At 34.3% G+C, this 24,916-nt stretch carries 19 protein-coding genes; 8 read left to right on the forward strand and 11 right to left on the reverse strand.

What is annotated here, in order from left to right; genetic code table 11:
* Window positions 1–9 precede the first annotated feature (9 nt).
* The 4 genes from ABEB18_RS14955 to ABEB18_RS14970 form a co-directional block, all read right to left on the reverse strand.
* On the reverse strand, window positions 10–2,424 hold the full coding sequence (locus ABEB18_RS14955) for a sensor histidine kinase (RefSeq protein WP_348800126.1): 2,415 nt from the start codon (window positions 2,422–2,424) through the stop codon (window positions 10–12).
* 527 nt (window positions 2,425–2,951) lie between these two features.
* A complete protein-coding gene (locus ABEB18_RS14960; protein ID WP_348800127.1) occupies window positions 2,952–3,584 on the reverse strand; it encodes a conjugal transfer protein TraD in 633 nt (210 codons plus the stop codon).
* Window positions 3,585–3,587: 3 nt separating this feature from the next.
* Window positions 3,588–4,025 carry a DUF3408 domain-containing protein gene (locus tag ABEB18_RS14965; protein ID WP_348800128.1) on the reverse strand — a complete coding sequence of 146 codons (438 nt, stop codon included), beginning with the start codon at window positions 4,023–4,025 and terminating at the stop codon, window positions 3,588–3,590.
* A gap of 3 nt (window positions 4,026–4,028) precedes the next feature.
* On the reverse strand, window positions 4,029–4,796 hold the full coding sequence (locus ABEB18_RS14970; protein ID WP_348800129.1) for a ParA family protein: 768 nt from the start codon (window positions 4,794–4,796) through the stop codon (window positions 4,029–4,031).
* Between the two features lie 650 nt (window positions 4,797–5,446).
* On the opposite strand from ABEB18_RS14970, the gene mobA reads away from it, so the two are divergent.
* The 4 genes from mobA (at window position 5,447) to ABEB18_RS14990 (ending at window position 9,566) form a co-directional block, all read left to right on the forward strand.
* Window positions 5,447–5,890 carry a conjugal transfer protein MobA gene (gene mobA / locus ABEB18_RS14975; RefSeq protein WP_348800149.1) on the forward strand — a complete coding sequence of 148 codons (444 nt, stop codon included), beginning with the start codon at window positions 5,447–5,449 and terminating at the stop codon, window positions 5,888–5,890.
* On the forward strand, window positions 5,887–7,194 hold the full coding sequence (gene mobB / locus ABEB18_RS14980) for a conjugal transfer protein MobB (RefSeq protein ID WP_348800130.1): 1,308 nt from the start codon (window positions 5,887–5,889) through the stop codon (window positions 7,192–7,194). The genes mobA and mobB overlap by 4 nt, the downstream gene beginning before the upstream one ends.
* Window positions 7,195–7,314: 120 nt before the next feature.
* Window positions 7,315–9,303 (forward strand): conjugal transfer protein MobC, encoded by a 1,989-nt coding sequence (gene mobC, locus ABEB18_RS14985; RefSeq protein ID WP_348800131.1) that lies wholly within the window; start codon window positions 7,315–7,317, stop codon window positions 9,301–9,303.
* Between the two features lie 86 nt (window positions 9,304–9,389).
* Entirely contained in the window at window positions 9,390–9,566 is a 177-nt protein-coding gene (locus ABEB18_RS14990) for a BF3379 family histone-like protein (RefSeq protein ID WP_348800132.1), read from the forward strand.
* Between the two features lie 66 nt (window positions 9,567–9,632).
* Here the strand turns inward: ABEB18_RS14990 and ABEB18_RS14995 are convergent, their stop codons facing one another.
* The 5 genes from ABEB18_RS14995 to ABEB18_RS15015 form a co-directional block, all read right to left on the reverse strand.
* A complete protein-coding gene (locus tag ABEB18_RS14995; RefSeq protein WP_348800133.1) occupies window positions 9,633–11,714 on the reverse strand; it encodes a type IA DNA topoisomerase in 2,082 nt (693 codons plus the stop codon).
* 6 nt (window positions 11,715–11,720) lie between these two features.
* Complete coding sequence (locus ABEB18_RS15000; protein WP_348800134.1) at window positions 11,721–13,154, reverse strand: DUF3945 domain-containing protein; 1,434 nt, start codon at window positions 13,152–13,154, stop codon at window positions 11,721–11,723.
* A gap of 84 nt (window positions 13,155–13,238) precedes the next feature.
* Window positions 13,239–13,547: a helix-turn-helix domain-containing protein gene (locus tag ABEB18_RS15005; protein WP_348800135.1), complete on the reverse strand. Its 309-nt coding sequence runs from the start codon at window positions 13,545–13,547 to the stop codon at window positions 13,239–13,241.
* Window positions 13,548–13,796: 249 nt separating this feature from the next.
* On the reverse strand, window positions 13,797–14,639 hold the full coding sequence (locus ABEB18_RS15010) for an RteC domain-containing protein (protein ID WP_348800136.1): 843 nt from the start codon (window positions 14,637–14,639) through the stop codon (window positions 13,797–13,799).
* Window positions 14,640–14,806: 167 nt separating this feature from the next.
* Window positions 14,807–17,227, reverse strand: a complete 2,421-nt coding sequence (locus ABEB18_RS15015) for an aminotransferase class I/II-fold pyridoxal phosphate-dependent enzyme (protein ID WP_348800137.1) — start codon at window positions 17,225–17,227, stop codon at window positions 14,807–14,809.
* A gap of 243 nt (window positions 17,228–17,470) precedes the next feature.
* On the opposite strand from ABEB18_RS15015, the gene ABEB18_RS15020 reads away from it, so the two are divergent.
* From ABEB18_RS15020 to ABEB18_RS15035, 4 genes are all read left to right on the forward strand, one after another.
* Window positions 17,471–17,854 (forward strand): DUF7793 family protein, encoded by a 384-nt coding sequence (locus tag ABEB18_RS15020; protein WP_348800138.1) that lies wholly within the window; start codon window positions 17,471–17,473, stop codon window positions 17,852–17,854.
* Window positions 17,855–17,896: 42 nt separating this feature from the next.
* Window positions 17,897–18,817 (forward strand): helix-turn-helix transcriptional regulator, encoded by a 921-nt coding sequence (locus tag ABEB18_RS15025; protein ID WP_348800139.1) that lies wholly within the window; start codon window positions 17,897–17,899, stop codon window positions 18,815–18,817.
* 117 nt (window positions 18,818–18,934) lie between these two features.
* Window positions 18,935–20,440, forward strand: a complete 1,506-nt coding sequence (locus ABEB18_RS15030; protein WP_348800140.1) for a MauE/DoxX family redox-associated membrane protein — start codon at window positions 18,935–18,937, stop codon at window positions 20,438–20,440.
* A 108-nt stretch (window positions 20,441–20,548) separates the two neighbouring features.
* Window positions 20,549–20,821, forward strand: a complete 273-nt coding sequence (locus ABEB18_RS15035; RefSeq protein WP_348800141.1) for a DUF6520 family protein — start codon at window positions 20,549–20,551, stop codon at window positions 20,819–20,821.
* Between the two features lie 81 nt (window positions 20,822–20,902).
* Here the strand turns inward: ABEB18_RS15035 and ABEB18_RS15040 are convergent, their stop codons facing one another.
* Together ABEB18_RS15040 and ABEB18_RS15045 are read right to left on the reverse strand one after the other, a co-directional pair.
* On the reverse strand, window positions 20,903–23,539 hold the full coding sequence (locus ABEB18_RS15040) for an alpha/beta hydrolase family protein (RefSeq protein ID WP_348800142.1): 2,637 nt from the start codon (window positions 23,537–23,539) through the stop codon (window positions 20,903–20,905).
* Entirely contained in the window at window positions 23,526–24,908 is a 1,383-nt protein-coding gene (locus ABEB18_RS15045) for a RagB/SusD family nutrient uptake outer membrane protein (RefSeq protein WP_348800143.1), read from the reverse strand. Before ABEB18_RS15045 ends, ABEB18_RS15040 begins: the two co-directional genes overlap by 14 nt.
* Between the last annotated feature and the right edge of the window lie 8 nt (window positions 24,909–24,916).

Consider the following 24,916-nt stretch of genomic DNA (forward strand, 5'->3'; position numbering starts at 1 on the left):
TATATATTTTTAGTTTACTGAAAATGAAATTTTAACTGAAAAGCCAACTTGAGGCTCTAAAATTTCAATATTCCCATTGTTATCATCTATAACAGATTTTACCAAATACATACCAAGTCCAGTTCCAATTTCATTACCAATTCTATCTCTTTTGGATGTAGTAAAAGCAAGAAATATGTCCTCTTTATTTTCAAATGTCTTATCTAATCCTTTTCCATTATCAGAAAATACAATTTCAATTTTGTTATTTACAATAGCTAAGTCAATTGAGATATTTCTGTCATCCACAGAATTCTTATCCTCAAAGGAATCTATAGAATTATTTATAAGGTTTGAAAAAATAGTTGTCATATCCATCTCAAAAGCCCTAAAACTATACTTATCTGTCCCTATTCCATCATTAACAACAAAATTTATATCCTTACGCTTAAAAATTCTTTTCCAAGTATCTTGTAATTGCGTAAAGAAATCCCCAAAATTTAAATTAGTCCTTGTTCGTTTGTCTTTTCTTATCGCTGTAAGCGTATAATCAACCCAATGTTTGATTTTTTCTTTATCGTCCTTAAGTAATTCAAAAATATCAATAACATCTCCATACTCAGTAGAATCATTAATACCATTTGGTAGGATTTTATTTTCTTCAGGAATTAGCGACAAAACATTCCTTTCTAATTCTACTATTTCAGCAGCATTGTTACTAACCTCCTTCAATTCATGAGAAAAGGAAGACACAATTAAACCTAAACTTGCCAATGATCTGACTTGGACAATCTCACGATTCTCTTCATCTTTTTTATCATCAATAATTTCCCTAAAAGATTCTTTGAAAAATTCCTCATACGCTTCCTTCTGTTCATTTTCGTTTTGGAAATTATTCGATTTGCTATCTTCAATAATCTTCAAGGCTAATTCATGTGCTCTTTTTTGAATTTCTTCATTTTTTCTTTTCTCTTCTTCTTGTTTATTAAATAAATATATAGGATTTAGTATTCTAGATCTATCGACCTCAAATTCATGGATCATAGCGGTAATGATATTTTTAAATAAATCAAATGCATCATTTTCCTGTAACCCTCCTCTGTCCGATTTATCAACAAGTAACGGGTTATTGTTTCTTGAAATGGTTACAATACCTGCTAAAGATTCGTTATTCACTCTCCAATCACCTATACGCTGACCAGCACCAGCAGGGCTTTTCGCTGCCCTAAAACCTAAGCCTAGCCAATCATTTTTAGGATCCCCGTAAGGTCTAACTCTAAATGAATCACGATAAATTTTAATTCCACCAAATCTTTCAAGTGTTGCTCTTCTTTCTCTACTAACTATATTTTTATAAGGATATCCCTCTTTTTTTGAATTAGTAAACTTGATATAATTATATGTGAACTGAAAATCACCTAATTCTTTTAAAAATTCTTTTCTAAATTCATTCAATTCCCAATTTAAAAGCTTTGCAATGCTTTTAGAATAAGAAAACACCTTACTTTCAATCGTTTCTATATTAAAAGGAACAGAAAATTTTTCAAATAAATGCCCAAATTTTCTTTTTAGCAATTGTAAGTCAAGTTCATTTCTCTCAACTGTAAAATTAACTACTAGATTTTCAGCATCATATTTAGCTGTTACTTTATAATCAAAATCATTAAAAAAAGCTGTTCTTACTTCTCCATATTGAGATAAATTTTGAATATACTTAAAGTAAACTTGAAAAGGTATGTTTAATTCCTTTGGAGGAATTAATGCTTCTAGACTATAAAAAACATTTTTGATTTCATCGGTGAACCATTCATCTTTTAAATTGCTAATTTTTAAAATAGTCCCGTGATTAAAAGTGATGTTTTTAATTTCGGAATAATCAAAACCTAAGCCTAGTATTTCAACTATTTTTTCTTTAATATCTATTTGTTCTTGAGATAGTTCTGCTTCGATTTCAGAAATTGACTTATCTAAATCATCAAATTGAGACCAATTCATTTTCCAACACAGTCCATCATTATTTCTTTTATTTTTTGAAAGAGTCCACATTTCGGTTTCAAAACCCAATCTATCTAATGCAAATCTTCCAATACCTTTAGCACCTGTTTTTACTCGCTCTTTATCTGATAAATAAAACTGTTCTTTATTTCCTGTCCCTATTTGCATCCAGTATTCTTCAACGATATTCTGTTCCATTCCATCGCCATTATCAATAATATAGATAATACTATTTTCTTTATCTGGTACTATGTAGATTTCTCCATTTTCATCTTTTTTTTGCATAACAGGAATGTCAAAAAAAACAAAACAATTTTCTGCATCTGCGTCATAAGAATTTTTCACCAATTCTGTAATTGCTCCTTCAGGATTGGAAAAGTTTTCTCTACCCAAAAGCTTACCTGCTCTTGCTGAGACTTTAAAAGGTATTTTAACTGTATTATTAGTCATTAAAAGATAATATTAATCTTATTATTTAGTACTTCTACAATTTCAATAAATATTTTTAATAGAATACCATACTCTATTTACACGCCATCGTGAAATAGTTACTTAAGTTTAACCTAATTATTTATAAACCCATTTATGAATTAAATCATTCCCTATAAATACAAGTTTCAATCTATTAATTTCTTTTTTACATAGAAATTGTATATGGCTCAAAGATATTCATTTTTTCAGTCCCTTAAAGGTCTTTTAAAATTAATCCAATAACAAAAGTAATTTACTTAAACAGAAATCCCTAATATGGAAATCCTTATTCATAAAATGGTAAAATTCAATATCTTCGATAGAAAAGCTAATCTATAACCAACAACTCGGCCATTATAATATAGAAATATTCTCTATTCAGATTTCCTAAAATCTTAGTTCTATATTTCACTACCCCCATGATCCTTTAAGTCTTAATCTGCGATTAACCCCGAATTCCCTCCTTTTTCGCAATTAAACAACTTAAAAATAAAAAAGGAGCTTGTTCACACAAACTCCCCAATATCAAAATCCTCAAAATCATTTTTCCGCAAAGTGGAAGAACTGGTTTCAGTTTCAGAAGAAAGGCTACTGTCCAATAGCTCAGCTATTTTACGGGAAGCACTTTCCATAGAATTCTCCAGTAGGTCGAATAATTCGGTTCCCTGTATTTTCTGAACTATAGCAATTGCTTTTTCCTTTTGAGAAGGCTCCAATTTTTCTTTTTGCAGCAACATCCCCACGGAGCTTAGTTCTTCAAAGGTAACGCCTTGAGCAAAACCGTTATCACCATCTAATATTCTATAACTATTCCATTCTTCTGCCTCGTCCTCAAAATCTGGTATATTTCTGAAAACTTCGTCCGGCTCTTCCTGCGGAATTTGCTTATCAATATCTTGATCTTCAATTTCAATATCAAAATTATCCGTTTTATCTTCCTGCTTATTCTTTTGACTTTCATTTGTATTAATTGGCACCGAAAGTCTTTTTAGTGTTTTAGGTTGTCCCATAATATCGGGCAAGTTGGGATTTATTTTATTCTGCTTTACCTTTTGCTCTTTCTCTATTTTGACAACAATCTTATCCTGCAAAAGCAGAATAATTACAATCAGTAAACATATCACAATTACTATTTCCATGGCTTATAAAATAGGTTTGTATTTATCATTAAAACTTCTGGTTATCTGCTCACCAAATTCCTGAAAATGGTAGTTCAACAAATTATCCAGATAAGCATAAATAGTGATCTTGTCTTCGCCAATTACCTGAACAATTCGGGACAGTTTTTCGTGAAAATCGGGCCGGATATACACCGTTTTCCCATCGCGGGCATTGGTATCAATTCTTTTGAAAAAAATACTCTCGTAATCTGGTTCGCTTGTCTTTTTAGTTCTGGTCTTTTCTTTAATTTCTGATTTGGCAGATGGCAATTCTTTAGGCTTAAAATTTTCCTTTTCTGATTCTTCAGTCAGTTCTGTCGGTAGTTGTAAGCCTTCTTTTTTTATACCGTCCACCATCAGGTTCATCATCAACTCCTCGTTAATTTCAGGAGTATTTTTTTTCTTACTATCTTTCTCCATAAACTATAATTGAATGATTTTTAAAAATTCGTTTACAAATAAATCTAACTGACAAGCTTTCATTAAACGTTCATCCGGAGGCATAACCGTAGAGCGAAATACAGTTTTGCTATTCTCTTCGCTTTCTTTACGAAAGCGAGTGCTATTCTTGATTTTGCTTTGCATCAGGCTTAATCCCAATTGTTCAATAAGTTGATTGTAAACATCATATAAAGGTGTACTTTCCCTCCCATCCACCTGATTCCAAAACAGATTAATGGTTTCTATGGAAGTCGTCCCTTTTTTCATAATCACGTCCTGCAAAAGCTGTGTAAATACAAGCGTACTCTCCATGACCAAACGATCAGCCGTAATAGGCGTAAAAATGTGGTGCATTCCTGCCAATGCTTTGAGTATACCTGGAGTATTTACCGTTCCTGGAAGGTCGAAAAATATGACATCAATAGGCACTGAAGAGGAATTCAAAAATTCCTGAGCCGCTTCCAATACACTTTCGGCTTTGTGCTGCATAATGGGATAGGCTTTTTTGTTTATGGTAGTAAATTGTTTGTACGCTAATTTTTTCAAATGCTCATTTTCCATTACCATTGCCAAATCTCGGGTTTTCATTTTCATCAAACTGTGTTGTGGAAAATCGGCATCAAATACGGCAACATTATAGCCTAATCGATAATGCATTGTACTTGCAACAAGAGTTGTGAATGTACTTTTTCCGACACCACCCTTTTGAGAAGAAAAGGCGATAAATATTGTTTTGTGTTTTGCATTCATATTTCAACAGTTTCAATTATTTGTATCTCCAATTACTTATGTGTGTATTTCAGCAGTTATCTACTTACTACCGCATATAGATTTATCTTTATGTATCGAATTCTATAGTCAGGCAAGTACATACCCAGCTGTTCAGCTATCCAAATAGATCTTCATTACTGTATGTAGATAAGTAGATGTTTATAAACTTATTTAAATTCATATAGCTGTACTTTTCTATGCAATTATGTTGTTACCTCTGTACATACTTATCTCCTTATATCTATTAATAAGTACAAAGAAATACAGCTATGTATTTGCTTTTATTAGCATGGTAGTAATTGGCCTTTACTGGCTATTCTTGGCAATCTTTCACATTATAATGATTCTGTATTCAATCATTTACTTTGTATAAAACAGTAATCCAATAAGTCAATGGAAAGATTGAATCAATATTTGGACAGCAACTGGAACGGCGTTAAGCCGTTTTTCCCTGCTTTATTAAATCCGTCCCGCCGACAGGCGGACGGATTATCTGTTCTCCAGAACAGAGCAAGTTGTGTTTTGAGGCACTCGAAATGAATTCCGTGCCTCAAAACAACTTGCCCTTGCAGGGAGCTAAAAACATCCTCCGAAGTCGGTGTTTTGTAAAATTTACAAATAGATTAATGATGAATGAACAACAGAACAATAAACAGTACAAAGGCGGCAGGAATCCTAAAAAGAATCCCAGCATTCATCGTTATGTTTTTCGTTTGACTGACGAAGAAAATGCTAAATTTCTTTCCCTTTATGAAGCTTCAGGAGTTGATAATAAAGCACATTTTATCACTTCTACTCTATTTGAAAGACTAATAAAAACCGTAAAAATTGACATGGCTGCAATGGATTATTATATGCGATTAACCACTTTGTATGGTCAGTTTCGTGCTGTTGGTGTTAATTACAATCAAATAGTGAAGACATTGTACCGCAATTTTTCCGAAAAGAAAGCGGCTGCTTATCTGTTTAAATTAGAAAAACAAACAGCAGAATTAGCCAAATTATGCCGTGACATAATACAGTTGACCGAGGAATTTGAAGCAAAACATTTGATTAAAGATGACAAAAAATGATAGCAAAGATTGGTCGTGGAGTAAATATAATTGGAGCACTTTCTTATAACCAACTTAAAGTTGACAAGGAAAACGGAGAAGTGTTAGCTACCCATAGAATAAGGGAAACAATCAACGGAAATTATACTGTTGCCCAATTGTATCACTCATTTGAACCTTATCTGATTGCAAATAAACGAACTGAAAAACCCGTCTTACATATCTCGCTCAACCCTGATCCGAGAGACAACGTAAACGATGAAAATTTCAAACTAATAGCAAAAGACTATATGGAACGTATGGGTTATGGAGATCAACCTTATGTAGTTTTTAAACATACCGATATTGAACGAACTCATATTCATATTGTATCAACCTGTGTAGACCGTAACGGTAAAAAAATAGCTGATAATTATGAAAAATTACGATCCATGAATGCCTGCCGTGCATTGGAACAAGAATACAAACTAATACCTGCAACGGAAAAAAACCGTCATCCTAAAGAAGAACTTTTCAGACCGATTGACTACAGGGCAGCTAATATAAAAAGTCAAATTGCCTCGGTAGTTCGACATTTACCCAAATATTATCACTATCAAGGATTGGGGACTTACAATGCCTTACTTTCCCTTTTTAACATTACCGCTGAAGAAGTAAAAAGTGAATTACATCGACATCCTAAACAAGGATTGGTCTATTTTGCGCTGAATGAGCAGGGAGAAAAAGCAAGTAATCCATTCAAAGCCTCACTCTTTGGAAAACAAGCAGGACTGGATGCTTTACAAAAACATTTCGAGCAATCGAAAGAAAAAATAAAAACTGAAATGGCAAAAGAAATTTTAAAAAAGACCATAGAAATTGCAATCCATACCACTTCTAATGAAACCGAATTCAAGAAACAACTACTTGAACAAGGTGTCAATACTGTTATTCGTAGGAATCATGAAGGACGTATTTACGGTATTTCCTTTATTGACCATGAATCCCGGAGCGTTTGGAATGGATCACAACTGGGTAAAAATCTTTCGGCTAATATTTTTAATGATTGTTGGAATGAAAAAACTACTCAAAAACATCAAAATGAGTTACATGACACTATAAAGATTTTGTCACCCGAAAAAAATAATACAAAATCAGAAACTGAAAAACCACATGCTCTTTTTGATTTTCTCGATAAGAGCCAATCTACTCAAACTAGTACTGATTTTGGTTTTATGGAAATCCTTGGTAGTATATTACCAAAAACACAGGGAGAGGATTATGAAGAACTGACATTTGCTAACAAAATGAAGAAAAGACGCAGAAAAAATGGTAATAAAAAATAAAATTCCAATTTAAGTTTTATATAGACAAATAGCGACAACAAATGCATTTTGAAACCCGTTCGTTTAAAACACTTTGCTTAATCCTATATTTCACTAACTACACTTTCTAATTTTTCAAAAATGCAAGGAGAAGACGATTTAAGAGGACTAGCCAAAATCATGGCTTTCATGCTTGCAGTAAGTATCTTGTTGGTATTGATACACTTTTACTGGTTTTGTTATAGCTTTTTTTTAGAACGAGGTTGGACATTACAAATGCTCAATAAGATATTAGCTAATTTCCAGCGAACAGCGAACTTATTCTCCAATACATTATATACCAAGCTTTTTGCATTGGTCTTACTGGCATTAAGTTGTTTAGGAACAAAAGGTGTAAAAAACGAAAAAATTACCTGGGTCAAAATCTATATTGTCTTAATCAATGGTGTTATTTTTTTCTTTCTAAACACACCGCTACTACAATTATCTATTTCATTGTATATTCTCACAAGCTCAATGGGTTATATTGCTTTAATGGTTGCTGGGATATGGATTAGCCGTTTGCTTCGCAACAATCTGATGAATGATGTTTTTAATAACGAAAACGAAAGTTTCATGCAGGAAACTAAATTGATGGAAAATGAATATTCTGTAAATCTTCCCTCCAAATTTTATTATAAAGGCAAATGGAATCAGGGTTGGATTAACGTAGTAAATCCGTTTAGAGCTTCTATTATATTAGGTACACCTGGATCAGGTAAGAGTTATGCCATTATAAACAATTATATCAAACAGCATATCGAAAAGGGATTTTCAATGTATATCTATGATTTCAAATTCGATGATCTTTCCACCATTGCTTACAATCATTTACTGAAACATACCGATAAGTATAAGGTTAAACCAAAATTCTACATCATCAATTTTGATGATCCTCGCAGGAGTCATCGTTGTAATCCCATCAATCCAGATTTTATGACTGATATATCAGATGCTTATGAATCGGCTTATACAATTATGTTGAATCTTAACAGAAGTTGGATACAGAAACAGGGCGATTTCTTTGTAGAATCTCCAATTATATTACTAGCAGCTATCATTTGGTTTTTAAAAATATATGATAACGGAAAGTATTGTACTTTTCCTCATGCCATTGAATTGCTCAACAAGAAATATGTTGATGTTTTTACTATCCTTACTTCCTACCCAGATCTCGAAAACTACCTATCCCCTTTTATGGATGCCTGGCAAGGTGGCGCACAAGATCAATTGCAAGGACAAATAGCTTCTGCTAAAATCCCTTTGTCAAGAATGATCTCTCCTCAACTTTATTGGGTAATGACGGGTGATGATTTTTCATTGGATATCAACAATCCGAACGAACCTAAAATACTTTGTGTTGGAAATAATCCGGATAGACAGAATATCTATTCTGCAGCACTTGGTTTATACAATTCGAGAATTATAAAACTAATCAATAAGAAAGGACAATTAAAAAGTTCTGTTATAATTGATGAATTACCTACAATTTACTTCAGAGGATTAGATAATCTGATAGCAACTGCCAGAAGTAACAAGGTAGCGGTTTGTTTGGGTTTTCAGGATTATTCACAATTAACACGCGATTACGGAGACAAAGAAAGCAAGGTTATACAAAACACGGTAGGTAATATCTTCAGTGGACAAGTGGTAGGAGAAACTGCTAAAAGCTTATCAGAACGCTTTGGAAAAGTGCTACAGAAAAGACAAAGTATGACCATTAATCGAAACGACAAATCAACATCGATATCGACACAACTGGACAGCCTAATACCAGCTTCAAAAATTTCGACATTAACACAGGGAGTATTTGTAGGGGCAGTTTCTGATAATTTTGATGAACGTATCGAACAGAAAATTTTTCACGCCGAAATTGTTGTAGATAAAGGAAAAGTTACCGCCGAAACTAAGTCCTATCAAAAAATACCAGAAATATTATCTTTCGTTGATGAAAATGGCGAGAATAAAATGAAAGCCCAGATTGAAGCCAATTACAGAAAAATAAAACAGGATATCGTTTTGATTATCGAGAGTGAATTGAAGCGTATTAAAAATGATCCTGATTTACAGTATTTAGTACAAAAGAGTTAGAAAATTAATTGTAAAAATTTCTTTTCTATAAATTAGATTTCCTTTGTAATGGTTACTTTTACAACTTTCACTTAAAAAAATATCTTATGAAAGAACTAATCGAAAAAATCGCTTCCGAGTTTGAAATATTCAAATCAGAAGCTGAATTACAAACAGAAAAAGGAAACAAAGCAGCAGGAATCAGAGCACGTAAAGCTTCCCTAGAACTTGAAAAACTTTTAAAAGAATTTAGAAAATCTTCTGTTGAAGAATCTAAAAAATAATCATAAAAAATGCCCCAAATTATGTCTCTAACTTTTTGGGGTATTTCTACAATGGGAGTTTTTTATTTACTCCTTATTCTTTTCAGGAAAAACAAATGTTGTCTCTCCTTTCTCATTCATAGCTATAAAAGCATCAAATTGTTTCCCTGATTTACTAATCATTCCTTTGAGGAGACTTGTTCTCGATTTATTAACTAATGTTTCCAAATCAGCTAAATTTAACTGAATACCACATATATTTCGGAACTGTATCCAATTACAGTTTGAATCCGAACATTTTATTAATTTATCCCGAATCATCAATTTCTCTACTTTACATCTTGGACAAATTAATTCTGGCTTCTTCTCTTTTTCAACTGATAATGCAAGTATTTCTTGTGTAATAGCCTTAGTAAAGCCTTCCATTTCTTTTTGAAACTTTGCGAAATCATTTTCGTTATTTTCAATCTTTTGCAAGGCTAATTCCCACTGGGCTGTCATTGCCACATCAGCAATTTTCTTGTCTTTAACCAATTCATATACTTGGAGTCCTTTTTCTGTGGGGATTAAGGATTTCAATTCTCTTTGAATATAGTTACGGCTAAACAGGGTTTCAATAATGGCGGCTCTTGTGGCGGGTGTGCCAATACCTATGTTTTGCAATGCTTTTCGCTCCTCTTCATTTTCAGTCTCTTTTCCAGCGGTTTCCATAGCCGACAAAAGTCCAGCTTCTGTATAAAGCACAGGTGGTTTGGTCTTCTTTTCCAGAATGATGGCTTCTTTTATCTTAAGATTGTCACCAGTTTTCAGTTCTGGCATCTCCTGCAGTGGTTCTGCGTTTTCATCGGAGAAATTGCCTCTAATGCTACGCCAACCTGGTTCCAATATTTTACAGCCTTTCAACAAAAAATCATAATGCAAAACCTGCAAAGCGACATCAGTTATCTCTTTGTTACAGGGTTGTGAAATTGCTTCCAGCAATCGAAAGGCAATCATGTTGTAAACAGCATTTTCCATAGCTGATAAGGCCGAAGGGATTTTGTCCGTAACCAGTAGAGCATGATGATCGGTAATACGCAGATCATTCACTATACATTTATTGAATTGTCCCCATTTTATTTTGGGCACTGCTTGCTTGAAGATCTCTATATCCTGCAAAGCCCTGATAAGTTTGGGAATTTCTACCCACATATCCTCTGGAATGTATTTACTTCCGGTTCGTGGGTAAGTGATAAATTTCTTTTCATACAGGCTTTGTGCAATATTCAGGGTTTCTTCAGCCGTGAGATTCAACTTTTTATTGGCTTCTTTTTGCAAGCCTGTAAGGTCAAACAACAAAGGTGGCTGTTCCGTTACTTTTTTGGTTTCTACAGAAGAAATAGTAACCGTATTATCATTTCTTCTGATGGACTTTAATGCATCTTCCGCTTTTTTTTTATCTTCCCATTTATTTTTGGAAAGGCCCTTAAATTCTTTGAACTCTTTTGTATGAGACAACTCTATCTGCCAGTACTGATGCACCACAAAATTTCTATTTTCCTTATAACGCTTGCAAATTAAAGCAAGTGTAGGTGTCTGCACTCTTCCGAGCGAATAAATACCATTACCAACGGCAATTGAAAGCGCCTGAGAAGCATTGATCCCCACAAGCCAGTCGGCTCTGCTCCTGCCCTGCGCCGCCTGATATAATCCATCAAAATCACTTCCAGGTTTTAAGTTGTCAAATCCCTGCTTGATTGCTTTTTCGGTAAGTGAATTGATCCAAAGACGCTCAAAGGGCTTACTGCATTTTAGGTATTCATAGATGTAACGAAATATTAATTCGCCCTCTCGTCCTGCATCGGTAGCCATAATGATTTTATCGCTCTGATTGATTAGCTGCTCAATTACCTTTAATTGCTTTAATGCTCCAGTGTCTGCTGTATAACCTTTGTCCTTTTTTACTTTCCGTACCGTCAATAAAAAGGGATTAGGAAGTATCGGCAGACATTCTTTCTGAAATCCCGATGTCCCATAATCTTCTGGCATAGCCAGTCCAACTAAATGCCCTAAAGCCCAAGTAACAAAATAGCCGTTTCCAGCTAGGTAACCATCTTTCTTTTCAGATGCTCCCAACAAAACGGCTATTTCTCTTGCTACACTTGGTTTTTCTGTAATAACGACTTTCATCACAGATTATATTTTATGTGCTTTGGATTTGGCAGGTGCTTTGGGTGTTTCCTGTTGCTCCTGCTGTTTCTTGCTGTCAGGATTTTTTTGACCTGATTTTAAAGGTTCTTTGATATTCTTGGTCGATTCGTTGGTTTTACCTTCGGAATTGACCGCCGTCTGGGTTTTATGAGCTTCAGTTGGTTTTACCTCTTCTTTGATTTTGTTTGGGTTTTGAAAAGAAAAGTCTGTTTTATTGGTTTCTTTGTTGAAAGTGATGTACCCATTGTATTCCTTGCCTTTCTTATCCACTAGACCGCTAAGATAGACAGTCTGACCATCTTTCAATTTTTGGTATTGTTCATTGTCCAGCTCTTTGCCCCTAAAAAATTTCGGGGCTTCCAGCGATTGGATTTGCTTATTAGCATTTATTCCGTCAAAAAGGAACTCAACAAAACGTTTATCGGCATTGAATTGTAGGGTAGCATTAAAAGGCTCTCCTTTTTTGGAAACCATACCTTCCAAATAAAGCGGTTTGCCATCCAATAAGGTTTGCCTTTGCTCTGGATTCAGTTTGACCCCTTTGATTTCGTCAGGAGCCTTTAAAAAATCAGTACGCAGTGCCACTAACTCATTAGTGAGCCTATCTACACTAATAATTGAGGGAATGGCCTCTTTCGTTTTTGGATTGGTTAGGTTGACCACTCGGCCCATGTTGCCCGTCTGGAGCAAGTTGTTCTTGTCTTCCTTTGTGAACTCATGCCCAAAAAAGGCAAAATTCAGATTAGGCTCTTTCCTTATGCCATGAATGGCAACCATAACCTGCCCGTCATCATTGTGCTGCAGAGACAGCCTTGCATCCATTCGAGTAACTGCAGTGCCGAGATTAAGGCTTACGGGGACTAGTTCATTCGTTTTAAACCCTCTCAACAAAGGGTCAAGGAGATTCATTTTTTCGAGTTTTTCTTTGTTCAATCCGAGTTTGTTCATTGTTTCCCAATCAATCTGTTCCAGTTTGAAACGGAACTCACTAGTTTGCTGTGGTGTTTGTGCTGTTTCCATATTATTTTTATTTAATTGTTTTTCATCTTTCTTTTGTTCAATTTTTATTTCATTTTTCCTCATAAGCTGTTCTCCTTCAGATGTCGGATTAGTTAGATGTCTCTGCATTTCTTTAGCTGTATCAACAGCTAAAAGTGTCGGTATTTTGAAAAAAGAGAAATTCGTAGGGTTATTCAGTTGACTGAAAAAATTGGAAAAGAAATTCGAAAACAGATCGCCATTTTTATCGACTTTCATAAACTGGTTTTGGTTCTTCTTTACAGGATCAACTGTTTCCAATTTTCCATTTTCATCAATACTCTTTACCGCTTGGATTTTCTTTTTCTCTTTATCCAATACCAATAATATTTTTGCTAATTGCTCCATATACTCTTGTTTATTTGGAATTTGTTCTTTCATACTCTACCATTTATAAAATTACTTTTCGAAAATATCAGAGAATTTCGTTGTATTGCATCAAACGGCATCAACAGGTATAATTTGTCACTTGCTGACTTTTTTCATTGATAAGGAAACATTAAAACTTTCCCTGACAAACTGCTGTACATCTGAAAGCTTATAATAGATTTTCCCGCTAATTGTATAATATGACAACTTTCCACATGAACGATACCTTTGTAAAGAGCGTGTACTTATCTTTAGCATCTGTAAAACATCTTGATTGTCCAACAATTCCTCCCCTTCAAAAATACTAGGCTGATTTCTAGACTGGTTAACCGCTTCAGAAATAATATCAAATCGTTCCATTATCCGGTCCATCCATGATATAAATTCTATTCTGTCTATATTCATAATCGATCTTTTTGGTTATACTATACCACAAAATTGAAATATGGAAATACTATTTTCTGCCAAGCTCTACCCATTGGCAAACACATTTTTTTTACAGAATACAATATGAATGAAAGAAAATTTGAGCCCTAAATTGACCAACTATGCAGATATAAATTGAAAAATATATCTTGCACCCATTGCCATAAATGGGCAAAAAAAAGCAGTGCGATTTGCACTGCTTGAGACAAAAAAAAAGAATAAAATTTGCTACAACCCTTTATCCATATACTGTTCCAGGGATAACTTCAACTGATCAAGAAACATTGTCCTTGTTCCAGCCCTATCCTTCATCCTGTGAAAAGAATGATGTATATCCCCAAGTGGAACGCGAAAAAGTATTTGAAATACCAACGTAATTTTACGAATGCCTATCTTACCATGCGATATTACGCCGGAGGCATACAGGGCATAAATTAATTCTATGAGAGCATTTTTTGAATCAGTCCAAAAAATATCTTTGGTAGATTCAGGATTTTGTAATAAATAACCACTCGATTCTTCGGGGCTTATTTTCGCAATCAAATAAGTATAGATCAACTCATTTGCAACAATTCTTGCGACTTTAGAATCATAATAGGTAGAAAACTGATGATCTATTTCAAAAACATAACTATTAAGACCATCTCGATAATTAATTTTTCCACGCATAAAATATTCTTCATCACGGTCTCTTCTTCCCGACCTATAATAACGGTAAAAATGAGAACCATAAATATCTTCTTCAAATTCCTGCTTTAGTTGTTGAAGCTGACTCATGAAGAATTTCTGATATAACTTACCGTCCTTTACAGGACAATCAGTCTCTATTCTAAATATTTTATTATAATAGATCAGCTTTCCCAGTATTTGGGGTTTTACATCACGAAAAAATTCCATTTCTTCTGTCTCATTTTTAAATCCTATCTTGAGAATATATTCTCGAGCAGAATATAGTATCTCTTTTAGATATAGTGTCATCTGATAGGCTTCATCAATAGGGTGTTTTGTTTCGTGCAAAACTTTTTCTTCTTTAATACGAATTTCGGAAATAATAGAACTAATTGATTTCATAGTCTGAATTTAATGCTATATCTTTTACAAAACTTGGATTAAATAAACATTAAGATTTCTTCTGTAACACTACATTCTTTAGGATTAAACTGCAATTATTTCATGACAAAACTAATTAGTAAAAGATATCAAGGTTTGTTGATTAAAATTATCTTAGTATTGGGTAATCAAAATTTGTAATCGTTTTGTAAAGTATTCATCAATTCCATTTCGTAATTATCCCTTGTCTGGATGTAAGCTACTTTTTGTATTATCTCAGATCCCAATTTTCTTTTTTCAAAAGTTGCTGATATCCCAAAGTCTATTTTTGAGAATTGTAGTGCATTTGCTCTTTTTATTGTTTGGAACAACAATTGTCTGTAGAGTTGGTATTCTTTTGCCCATTCATAATCCATACCAATTAATTCTGGCACGTAGGTATGATTGTTGTTTTTATAGCAAAACATAATTCCTACCATTGGGTTATTGATTTCTGTCTTCAAAGTTAATACGATGAATTCCCAATTAAGATTCTCATCCATATTATCGAAAACCTCCTTCGTGTACTGGAATGTATTAATGGCAAAATTTTTATCTTTCACATTGATATAGAGCTGGTAAGCTCTTTCCATTTCATATTTGCTTAATCTTTCTTTTATTTGAACATCATAATACTTTTCAAAAGGTTCAATCTCTTTATTGAAATGCTTGCGGGAACGAGGGGATAACCCATTTGCAAACTCTTCATTGGTACTCCATATTGGATTTTGCAACACACAGGATTCCGGCATATCTATTTTGAAATATCCTAGATCTAGAATTGTTTTGTTGTAAATATTGTCTTTTTTGAAATCCCGTAAAACCAGCATATCTGCATTTAGGGCGTTGTATTTTTCTTCTACTTTGTCTAATAATAACTTTAATGCTCTTTCTGCTAAGGGGTGTTCTTCATTGATGAAGCAGTGTTCTCCTTCAGTAAATAATGACCCCATACCCAACACTTTTGAAGTAAGGTATAAAGGATTGCTTTTTCTTATTTCTTCCAAGTGGAGAGAAACTGATTCAGTTGCCAGCATATCATCTTTCCATAAACCATAAGTAAAAAAAGTCATTAAAATAATATCGCCTATGTTGTCCTTAATGGTGAAATAGTAAAAATCCCAGTGATTGGTAGGATCGGGATGCTGGCTGAATGTTTTTTCTAAATAAACTAGACCGTCCCAATTGAAAATATTGTGATTAGCCATACAGTGATTCCATTCTGTCTTCTCGATATCCTGAATGGTCTTTTTTTCTTCGATAAAGAGTTCGCTTGGTTCTGAAGCAGAAACCTTTTCCTTTTTTCTATTTTCTATTCCAAATGCCTGGTTGATTTTGCTTTCACTGTTATTTGTTTCTTCTAAAGCTTTAGGAAAATGGTATTCCATTGCTTCAGCCAAGGCTTTAATATCATCTTGTTGATTGTGACTGGACAACGTAATTCTGATTCCTGTATTTTTGATAGGTACAGCGGGATAGATCCCCAAATTCAGGAAAAATCCTTCCTTAAATAAACGTTGCACAAAGTTATAAGCTGTTGCCGGTGTCCCTAATCCTAAAAAGAAAACAGGTGAATCATTTTTTGAAATTATCGGAAGGTTTCCTTGTGACAATAATTGATTGAAGTAGGTTATTTTATCTGCCAACTCATTTTGTTTTAATTCTATTTCCGTAGATAAATGAATATCTGCTGAGGCAATTGCAGCCGCAACCGATGCGGGTTCCAGTTGGGCAGAAAAAGTAAGTGGTCCTCCAAAGTTTTTAATTTTTTCCCTCAACTTTTGATTCTTGCAAAATACTGTTGCACCGCTGGCTCCAAAGGTTTTACTTAATGTGCTGACAACAACACAATTTTCAGGTAATTCTTTTATTGTACCAAAGACAAAACCTGTACCGTTTTTTCCTTTCCAACTCATACCGTGAACATCGTCAAAGTAGAGGTTTAATTGAGGATATTTTTGAGTTAAAGTAAATAATTCGGGAATAGGGGCATAGTCACCAAACATGGAATAAACTCCATCTGCCATATACCATATTTTGTTGCATTTTGGAATTAATTGTTTGATTTTGTCTTCCAGCATTTCTAAATTACTGTGCCTAATCATTTCAACAGGAATTCCTCTTAGTTTTAAAAGTTGACAAGCATTTTGGACACTCCAATGTACCTGATGATCAATTATAACAGCATCTTCATCTCTGATTAATGTTGGAATAACCGCTAAATGACCCAATGTACTGTTCTTGGTTATAATCGGTTGAATTCCGTACATTAATTCTATTTTATGCTCGAGTTCACTGTAAAGGGGATGTGAGATGTATGATTTTGAAAGAGGAAATTGTGTACCGTAATTGTGAATAGCTTCTATTGCGGCTTCTTTAACTCTTTTATCTTGTTCCAAGCCCAGATAGCCAGTAGTCCCGAAATGAAACATCTCTTTATCTTTTATTTGTATTGTTCTGCCTGTTAGAACTTTGTTTTCGGCATATAAGTGTAATGCACCTTCGTTTTTAGCAACAGTAAAAATTTCATCTACCGTATCGATAAAATTGTTGTGTTTGATTTTTGCCATTTTGATGTTTTTTACTTGGTTTTATTTCTTTTTTTGGTTAGTAACTATAATACCTGTCAAAATTGGCTATAATAAATAAAAGTATTTTCATCTAATTTTTAAATGCTCCCGAACTGACAAGTCAAAATCCCGAATTGACAACTAAAACATCAAAAGGCAATAAATAATACCGAATTAACAACAGCGATGTTATTAAATGTTTATATTTTTGTTAAAATTTCACACTATTAAATTCATAAAAAAATGATTGCAGCACATGATTTTTATGAGAATAATTATGCCCGCTTTTGGGTATCTGATGATATTCTTTTTTTTGAATACAAGCCCAATACGATAATAGATCTGAAGGTAGCTCAATGTGTTGTAACCGACAGAATTCGTTTTCAAAATGAAAAATCATTTCCTGTGTTGTGTGATGTCCGAGGTGTTATTTCGACAGAGAAAGCTGGAAGAGATTATCTTGCACAATCTGGTTCAATTTTGACCAAAGCAGTCGGTCTGCTAATCCACGAAAAAGTTATTTTAACCATCAGTACATTTTATTTAAAGATTAGTAAGCCCATAGTGCCAACAAAGATTTTCACTAATCAAAATGAAGCTTTGGTTTATCTGAAACAGTATGTATAGTTAAGATTATATCTAAGAATAAATAGATTACAAATTAAACTTATGAAAAGTCCACATAATCAAGAGCGGATTGTTTCAATGTATCAAATGTTGTTTGAAATGGCTCGGGGTAATTTTAACAGCCGTATCCCTTTGAGTCCTTATGATGATGAATTGGAAACACTTGTTATTTTAATTAACATGGTTGCTGAAGAGATGAAAGAGTCGATTTTTCATGGTGGCTATGTCAATAGTCATAGCACACATCGTTTTATTGCTCAAACTTCTTTTATTTTGGATGATGCTCTACTTATTAAAAGCTTTACTCCTGAAGTTATTTCTTTTTTGGGCTATTTGGAATCTGATTTATTAAATCAACCTTTGTCGAGTATCCTTACTAAAGCTTCTATGCATCAATTACAGGAAGTTTTCGCAAAAGATGTTCGTATGCCTACAATGATTCAATTGGATTTCACTACTAAAGATAATCTGCTTATTTCTGTTTCCTGCAGTATCGGGAAATTAATTAACCGACCAGAACTTATATTGAGCCTTGTAACTCCAGTTCCTCAAGAATCGTATAATCCTATGGTAAATGAAAATGATGACGAGAAACAAATTAAACCCAGAAAATCAGATGCTTTTTTGATTCAAAAGCTTTATGATTATATCTTAGCCCATCTTGAAGAACCACTTCCATCACTAAAAGAACTTTCACGTCAATTTGGTTCTAACGAATATAAACTGAAAGAGGGCTTTCGTTATTTTTTTAAGACCAGCATCTATCAATTTTATAATGAAGAACGTTTGAAAAGAGCCCATTTTATGATTGAGAACACCACATTTCCTTTAAAAAATATTTCGGAAATGAATGGCTTTAACAATTATCCTAATTTTTCAAAATCTTTTAAAAAGCGATATGGGTATTCTCCTTATGAATTGAATCGAAATGATATCGATCTTGGTTCTCAATCAAAAGATTAAATTTAGCTATTCGAATTTTATCCGTTTTGGTTAAGTTTTGCTCCCAATAAGGCAAGGGTTTTGGTTTTGGAATTCTGAATTTTACTTCATGGAACTAAAACCTATGAAGTTATGTGGATGACCACCAAGATACAAAAAGCAATTATTGAGTTTATTTGCTTACTCTATGTTCTATTGTTTGTTTATGCAGCAGTAAGTAAACTATTGGATTTTGAAAACTTCCAAGTGCAATTGGGGCAATCCCCATTATTAAGTGCTTTTGCAGGTTGGGTCTCTGTTTTGGTACCGGCTATAGAGCTCTTAATTTGCGTGCTCATTGTCATTCCAAAATTTCGAGCAATCGGTTTATTTGCTTCTTATGGTTTAATGGTCATGTTTACAGCCTATATTTTTATTGTACTCCATTATACCTCATTTGTACCATGTTCTTGTGGAGGTGTCCTTGAAAAACTTAATTGGACACAGCATTTAATTTTTAATACCGTTTTTGTCATCTTGGCGATATTGGCTTTGATATTATTTTTTTCTAATAAAGAATTAGTACCTAAGGAACAATCAAAAACAATTTTTGTTTTATTTATCTGTATATCCTTTTTTAGTATCGCTTCAGTTGTTGGATTATTTCTAATGTCAGAGAATATTATTCATTATCATAATAAATTGGCAAGACGTTTTCCGCATACATCTGCTACGTTAATAGCTAATATGGACCTTAAACTGAATTCCTATTACATTGCAGGCGTAGATAATGATAGAATATATTTAGGCAATACCACTGCACCTTTATTGATTACAACATTGGACACAATCTTAGGTCAATGGGGAAAAAAAAATATTGATCTTGATCGCAAAGACCTCCCTTTTCAGGCGATCAAAGTTATAGTGCGAACACCTAATTTTTATGTGTTGGATGGTCTAATACCCTGTGTGTACAAAGGAAGCACCAAAGATTGGAAAGCAAAACTAATTAAGAAGGGAGGAGAATACTTTACAACGGCTCAGGCAATAGATTCAACGGCTATTGCTGTACGTACTTTTAGTTCTATTAATGGTGAGGCCATTATGGGAATTATAAATCCAATAGGTACTACAAAAACAATCTTGAATCAGGATATTTTACAAAAACAATTTGATGGGGTGTTTGATACTGATGGACAGTTGCTATATAGTACAAGCTTGCAAAGGTTTATTTTTTTGTATGCGTATCGCAATCAATTTACTGTTTTCGATAAGCATCTAAAAATTGATTTTAGGGGCAATACAATCGATACTATTAGCCATGCAAAATTAAGTGTGGTAAAAGTTGTAAAACATCATCAGAGAAAGTTTTCAAAACCACCTTTGTTTGTCAATAAAAGTAGTGCAGCGTATTCTAATTTATTGTTTGTTAATTCAGCAATTCCAGGGAAGTATGAACAAGATGTGCTGTGGAAAAAGGCAAGTATTATTGATGTGTATAATGTTGTAGACAATAGCTATTTATTGAGTTTTTACATTTATGATATAGATGGTAGAAAAATGCGCAGTTTTGTTGTAAACAATAATAAATTATACGCATTGATCGGGAAAAATATCGTCTGTTATAATTTGGAAAAAAGAATTACTGCGAATTATAAAAAATAAGTATGAGTTGCTTCATGATTAAAGTATTAAAATCTATTGGCCAAGTAGCAGGGATTAGATCGAAAACCTGTAAAAAAGAGTAGATCGATAACTATCAATTATATTATTATGAAAACTAAATTTGTGAATTTCGTAATGCCAATGGCGGTGGTTGCACTGGGATTGGTAGGTGCTTTTAGCACTCATGCAATGAACGAAAGTGAAAAGGATGTAGCGCCTGTAATGGGGTACAAACATGTATCTGCTGCTATCCCTTGTCAAGCAGTGCAAGAATGTTCTAATTCAGGGGTTTTTGACTGTACCGCTCCTGATGGATCCCAACTTTATTCTTTAGCGGGTGCTTCCAATTGTGCAACTCCGTTGCAAAGAAATATTGAGTAATAACTTATTAGTAGAAAGTACGATACCATCCAAAGAAATTGGGTGGTATCGTTTTTTATGAAATCTCAAGTGCTTTTAGTACTATTCACTTTTCATCCAACTTTGAATTGGGGCATTTTTAAGATAATAATTAAACCATTGCTCTATACGAAGGGTGAGGTCTTTTTGATTTTCCCGTTTCCACAACGTGTGTTTTTCTTCTGGATAAACCAGCAAGGTATGTTCTTTATTCAAACGTCTGAGTGCTAGATAAAATTCCATACTTTGGAGATAATGGATGTGTCGATCTTGTTCTCCAGTCCATCCCAATAGCGGAGTTTTTACATTTGATGCCTGTAAAACAGGAGAATTTTTCAAATAAGTTTCAGTATCTTCAAAAAGTGATTTACCAATACGTAACTGATCGTGCTCAGCGCGGTAAAAATCGGGTATCTGAAAGTTAACCCCCACATAGAGATAGCTGCTAATGAGGTCTGTCCAGGCTGAACCAGAAACCGCAGTGGCAAACCTGTCGGTTTGTGTAATAATTAAATCGGTCTCATAACCTCCAAATGAATGTCCGATGAGTCCCACTTTTTTAGGATCAACATCTCCTTTTGCAATGACTGCATCCACTGCAGACAATACACATGCTGTTGCCGACTGTGCCACATTGGCAATTTCAAAAACCATGTCCGGATATAAAACAAAGTATCCCTGAGTGGTATAATTGGTAATATTAAAACCATCCCCTACATAAGAACTTGGATTTTCGTAATCATTTAAATAAGAGAACTGCCGTTGATAAACATGCACAATCATTGGGTATTTTTTGCCCTCTTGGTATTCTGCCGGATAATAGAGTATCCCTGACAATTCTTTTCCTTTAAGGCTATATCGTATTGGCTCTGCCTTGCCCCAATAAAAATGCTCCTGTTGTCTGTTGGATTGTTCAATTATCTGCGGTGATGTATGATAAAGCATTAGCCTGGGGGCCACTTCATAATTTTGTTCTACGTAGAGGTATGTGTCGTTGTTGGGGGCTTTAATGATCTGGTTCACTTTTTTAGGCTCCCAAACCAATGGAGTTACCCCATTTTTTACACTCCATTTACAGAAACCAGATGCTCGTGAACGAAGATTTAAGACACTTAAAATAAATCCATTATTAAGTTGTAACGGTTGTGTCTTAGGGTCAATTAGCGCATTTTGATATAGAGGTTTTGAATTTAGGTTTTCAATACGATAGGATCTTTGTTTTTCCCGACCTTTGGTAAGTTTCTTTTTTGTTTTGCCATCAGTAGCAATTTGCCATAGATCGAATTGATCATATAAAATTACCGTTTTGTCTTTTTCTGTCCATCCTGCGACACCATAGGGAGCTGGTTGTATAGGCACATCCTGATCCTCTCTAAAAAAAGATACCGGTATTGTTTTAGTAATATTGGTATGGGTATCTTTTTCAACATCATAAATCCACCAGTTTCCTTGCTGGACGTAAGCGAGAAATTTTCCACTAGAAGAAGGAACCGTTAAGTAGTCACCCGAATATTTTTCGAGTATTTTTTTTCTTTTGCCAGATGTTAGATCAACAATATACAGATCATAAGCACCATCAAAACTGTTTTGGGGCTCATAGGCCACAGGGTCATAAATAAAAGCATATTTGTAATCTCCACTCAGGAATCCTTTTGGTATTTCCCTGTCGGTTATCTGAATAAAGTGGTTGTGCTTGACCGACCATACTGCCATCTTATCCTCCTGACTGTATTGTCCGTAATTTTTTTTACGGCTAAAGAGTAGTTTATCGGCCGTATTCCATATTTGTACAGCAGCTGGATCAATAGGACGAAACCTATCCTGGTTTTCCTTGAGCCAGAAAAAAACTTGATTACCATCATCCGATATTGTCAATTGGTTGAAAACTGCATCAGAAATTTTCATATCTACAGGAAAGTTTGGCTGTGACTTCCTATCAAAATGATTCAGTTTTTTGGTATCAATAGTATAGCTGTAAAGCTGTGGATCATCCATTACATTTTGGATAAAAGCTATAGTATTGTCTTTCCAGTTCAGATTTTGAAATGTACCATTACTACCTGATAAAATGGTACTTTTTTCGATTTTTAATCCTAATTTTAAAAAACCGGTTTCATTTTTACCAATTGAATCTATTGCGTATACTACACCTTTACGATTGGGTTCTAAGCGCCAGGTATTTACATTGTGAATTTCTTCTACTGTATTTCCCTGCATATCCTGAACAATAAGATTTTGTTTTTGATTGGCCTTTTTTTTCAATAGCAACAAATATTTCTCATTGTCTGAAAACGCAAAATCAGTAACATCAGCTGTTTTTGTAAGCAGGCCACTCGTCAGGTTTTGTACTAAAAGCGTATCTCTAGCAATGCAGGCAAAATGGGTTTCGCTATTAAAAACACCGCTTTTACCATAAGGAAAATGATAGGTCAATTTGTTTTTGGTATTTTTAACAAACAAAGTGTCCTTTTGGGATTCGTACCTTACTAAATAACTGCTCCAATTGCCCTTATTGGATATATTCATTGCCACCAGTTTACTCCAAAGACTATAGTCCTCTTTGGTAAGTGGTCGCTTTTGGCTAGACTGCCCCCATAAGGGGCAGATCACTAACCAAGACAAAAAAAGAGTAAAAGTAATAACCGACAGTTCATACTTCCTGAATCTTTTAATTGAAATACTTCTTTTAATAGTTTGCATTTTGTGGAGCAAGATTAGGATTAAGTAAAAATTCGGATTCGGGAAGCGGTAACAGATTGTCTGTAGTATCCCATTGTGGTTTTACAGGTGATAGTGTTGCATCGAGACTCCCCGTTCTTTTTAAATCGAAAAATCGGGTTGCAAATTCCGTAAAGAATTCAAGACGTCTTTCCTTAATCACCTCAGCAATAATTTCTGCAGCTGTAATGGCATTAGTATCGGTAAGACCTGCCAGATTTCTAGTTTTGTTTAGATCTTCTTTTGCGCCAATTAGATCACCTTGGTACGCACGAGCCTCAGCCCTTAAGAGATATTGCTCTGCCATTCTCAGCACAATGGAGTATTCCACAGATGTTCCTGTGTTGGAAGCTTCTTTATATTTGTTCGCATGGTACCATGTATCCGTTCCGTTTGTCACTGTTTTGATCCAATTTGATTTACGAAGATCATCATTACTAAATGCACCGATTAGCTGGTCACTAATTACTACAGAAAGAGGAGGTCCTTCAACAAAAATAAATGTTCCCGCCTCATAGGTATTCGCTCCAGCTATTGGAGGCATCAATTGCCAAATAGTGGAGGGGCTGTCTTTGCCAAATACTGTACCAATATCTGAAGGCCAAATATATAATCCTGTTTGATTCAGAACAGCCGAAGCTGCATTTGAAGCTTCATCCCATTCCTGTCTATAAAGGCAGACTCTGGCTAATAATGCCTGAGCAGCCCATTTATTGGGACGTACTCGATCTGCACCTATGTATCCTTCAGGCAATAATTCACTTGCCTCAATCAGATCAGCTTTAATTTGTGCATATACTTCATTAACCGGCATTCGATGTACCGTTTTGTTTTTTCGATAATCGGTAGTTAGCAAACAGGGAATGTCTCCAAAAGTATTCACAAGATAAAAATGAATGAGAGCCCTAACAAACAAAGCCTCTCCCGTTAGTTGATTTTTATCTGATGGATCTAGCACATCCGATAATGCAACACCTTCAATGATAGCGTTGGCAGCGTAAATCTGATTATAACTGCTAGTCCATAATTCCACTATTTCCAGATCAGAAGCCAATAGTGAATTTGTGTAGAAGTTGGACTGGCCAGTACCTGAAATTCCGTAAAACATCAGTTCGTCGCTATAAAGTCCCAGTTCACATGAAATCCCTGTAGGATAGCCAGTAAGTAGTCCACGATCACGTATATTTGTGTAAATATCGACCATAGCAGCATTAGCAGTGGTTTTGTCCTGAAATACGTCTTTTGCTGTCAATTGCGAAGATGGCAAGTCTACCTCGGTAAAACTGTCACATCCCACCATTACCAATAACAGCATAAAATATAGTGTCAATACTAATTTATTATCTTCCATAAGATTGA

Origin of the sequence: Flavobacterium adhaerens (assembly GCF_040045115.1) — a bacterium.
GTDB lineage: Bacteria > Bacteroidota > Bacteroidia > Flavobacteriales > Flavobacteriaceae > Flavobacterium > Flavobacterium adhaerens.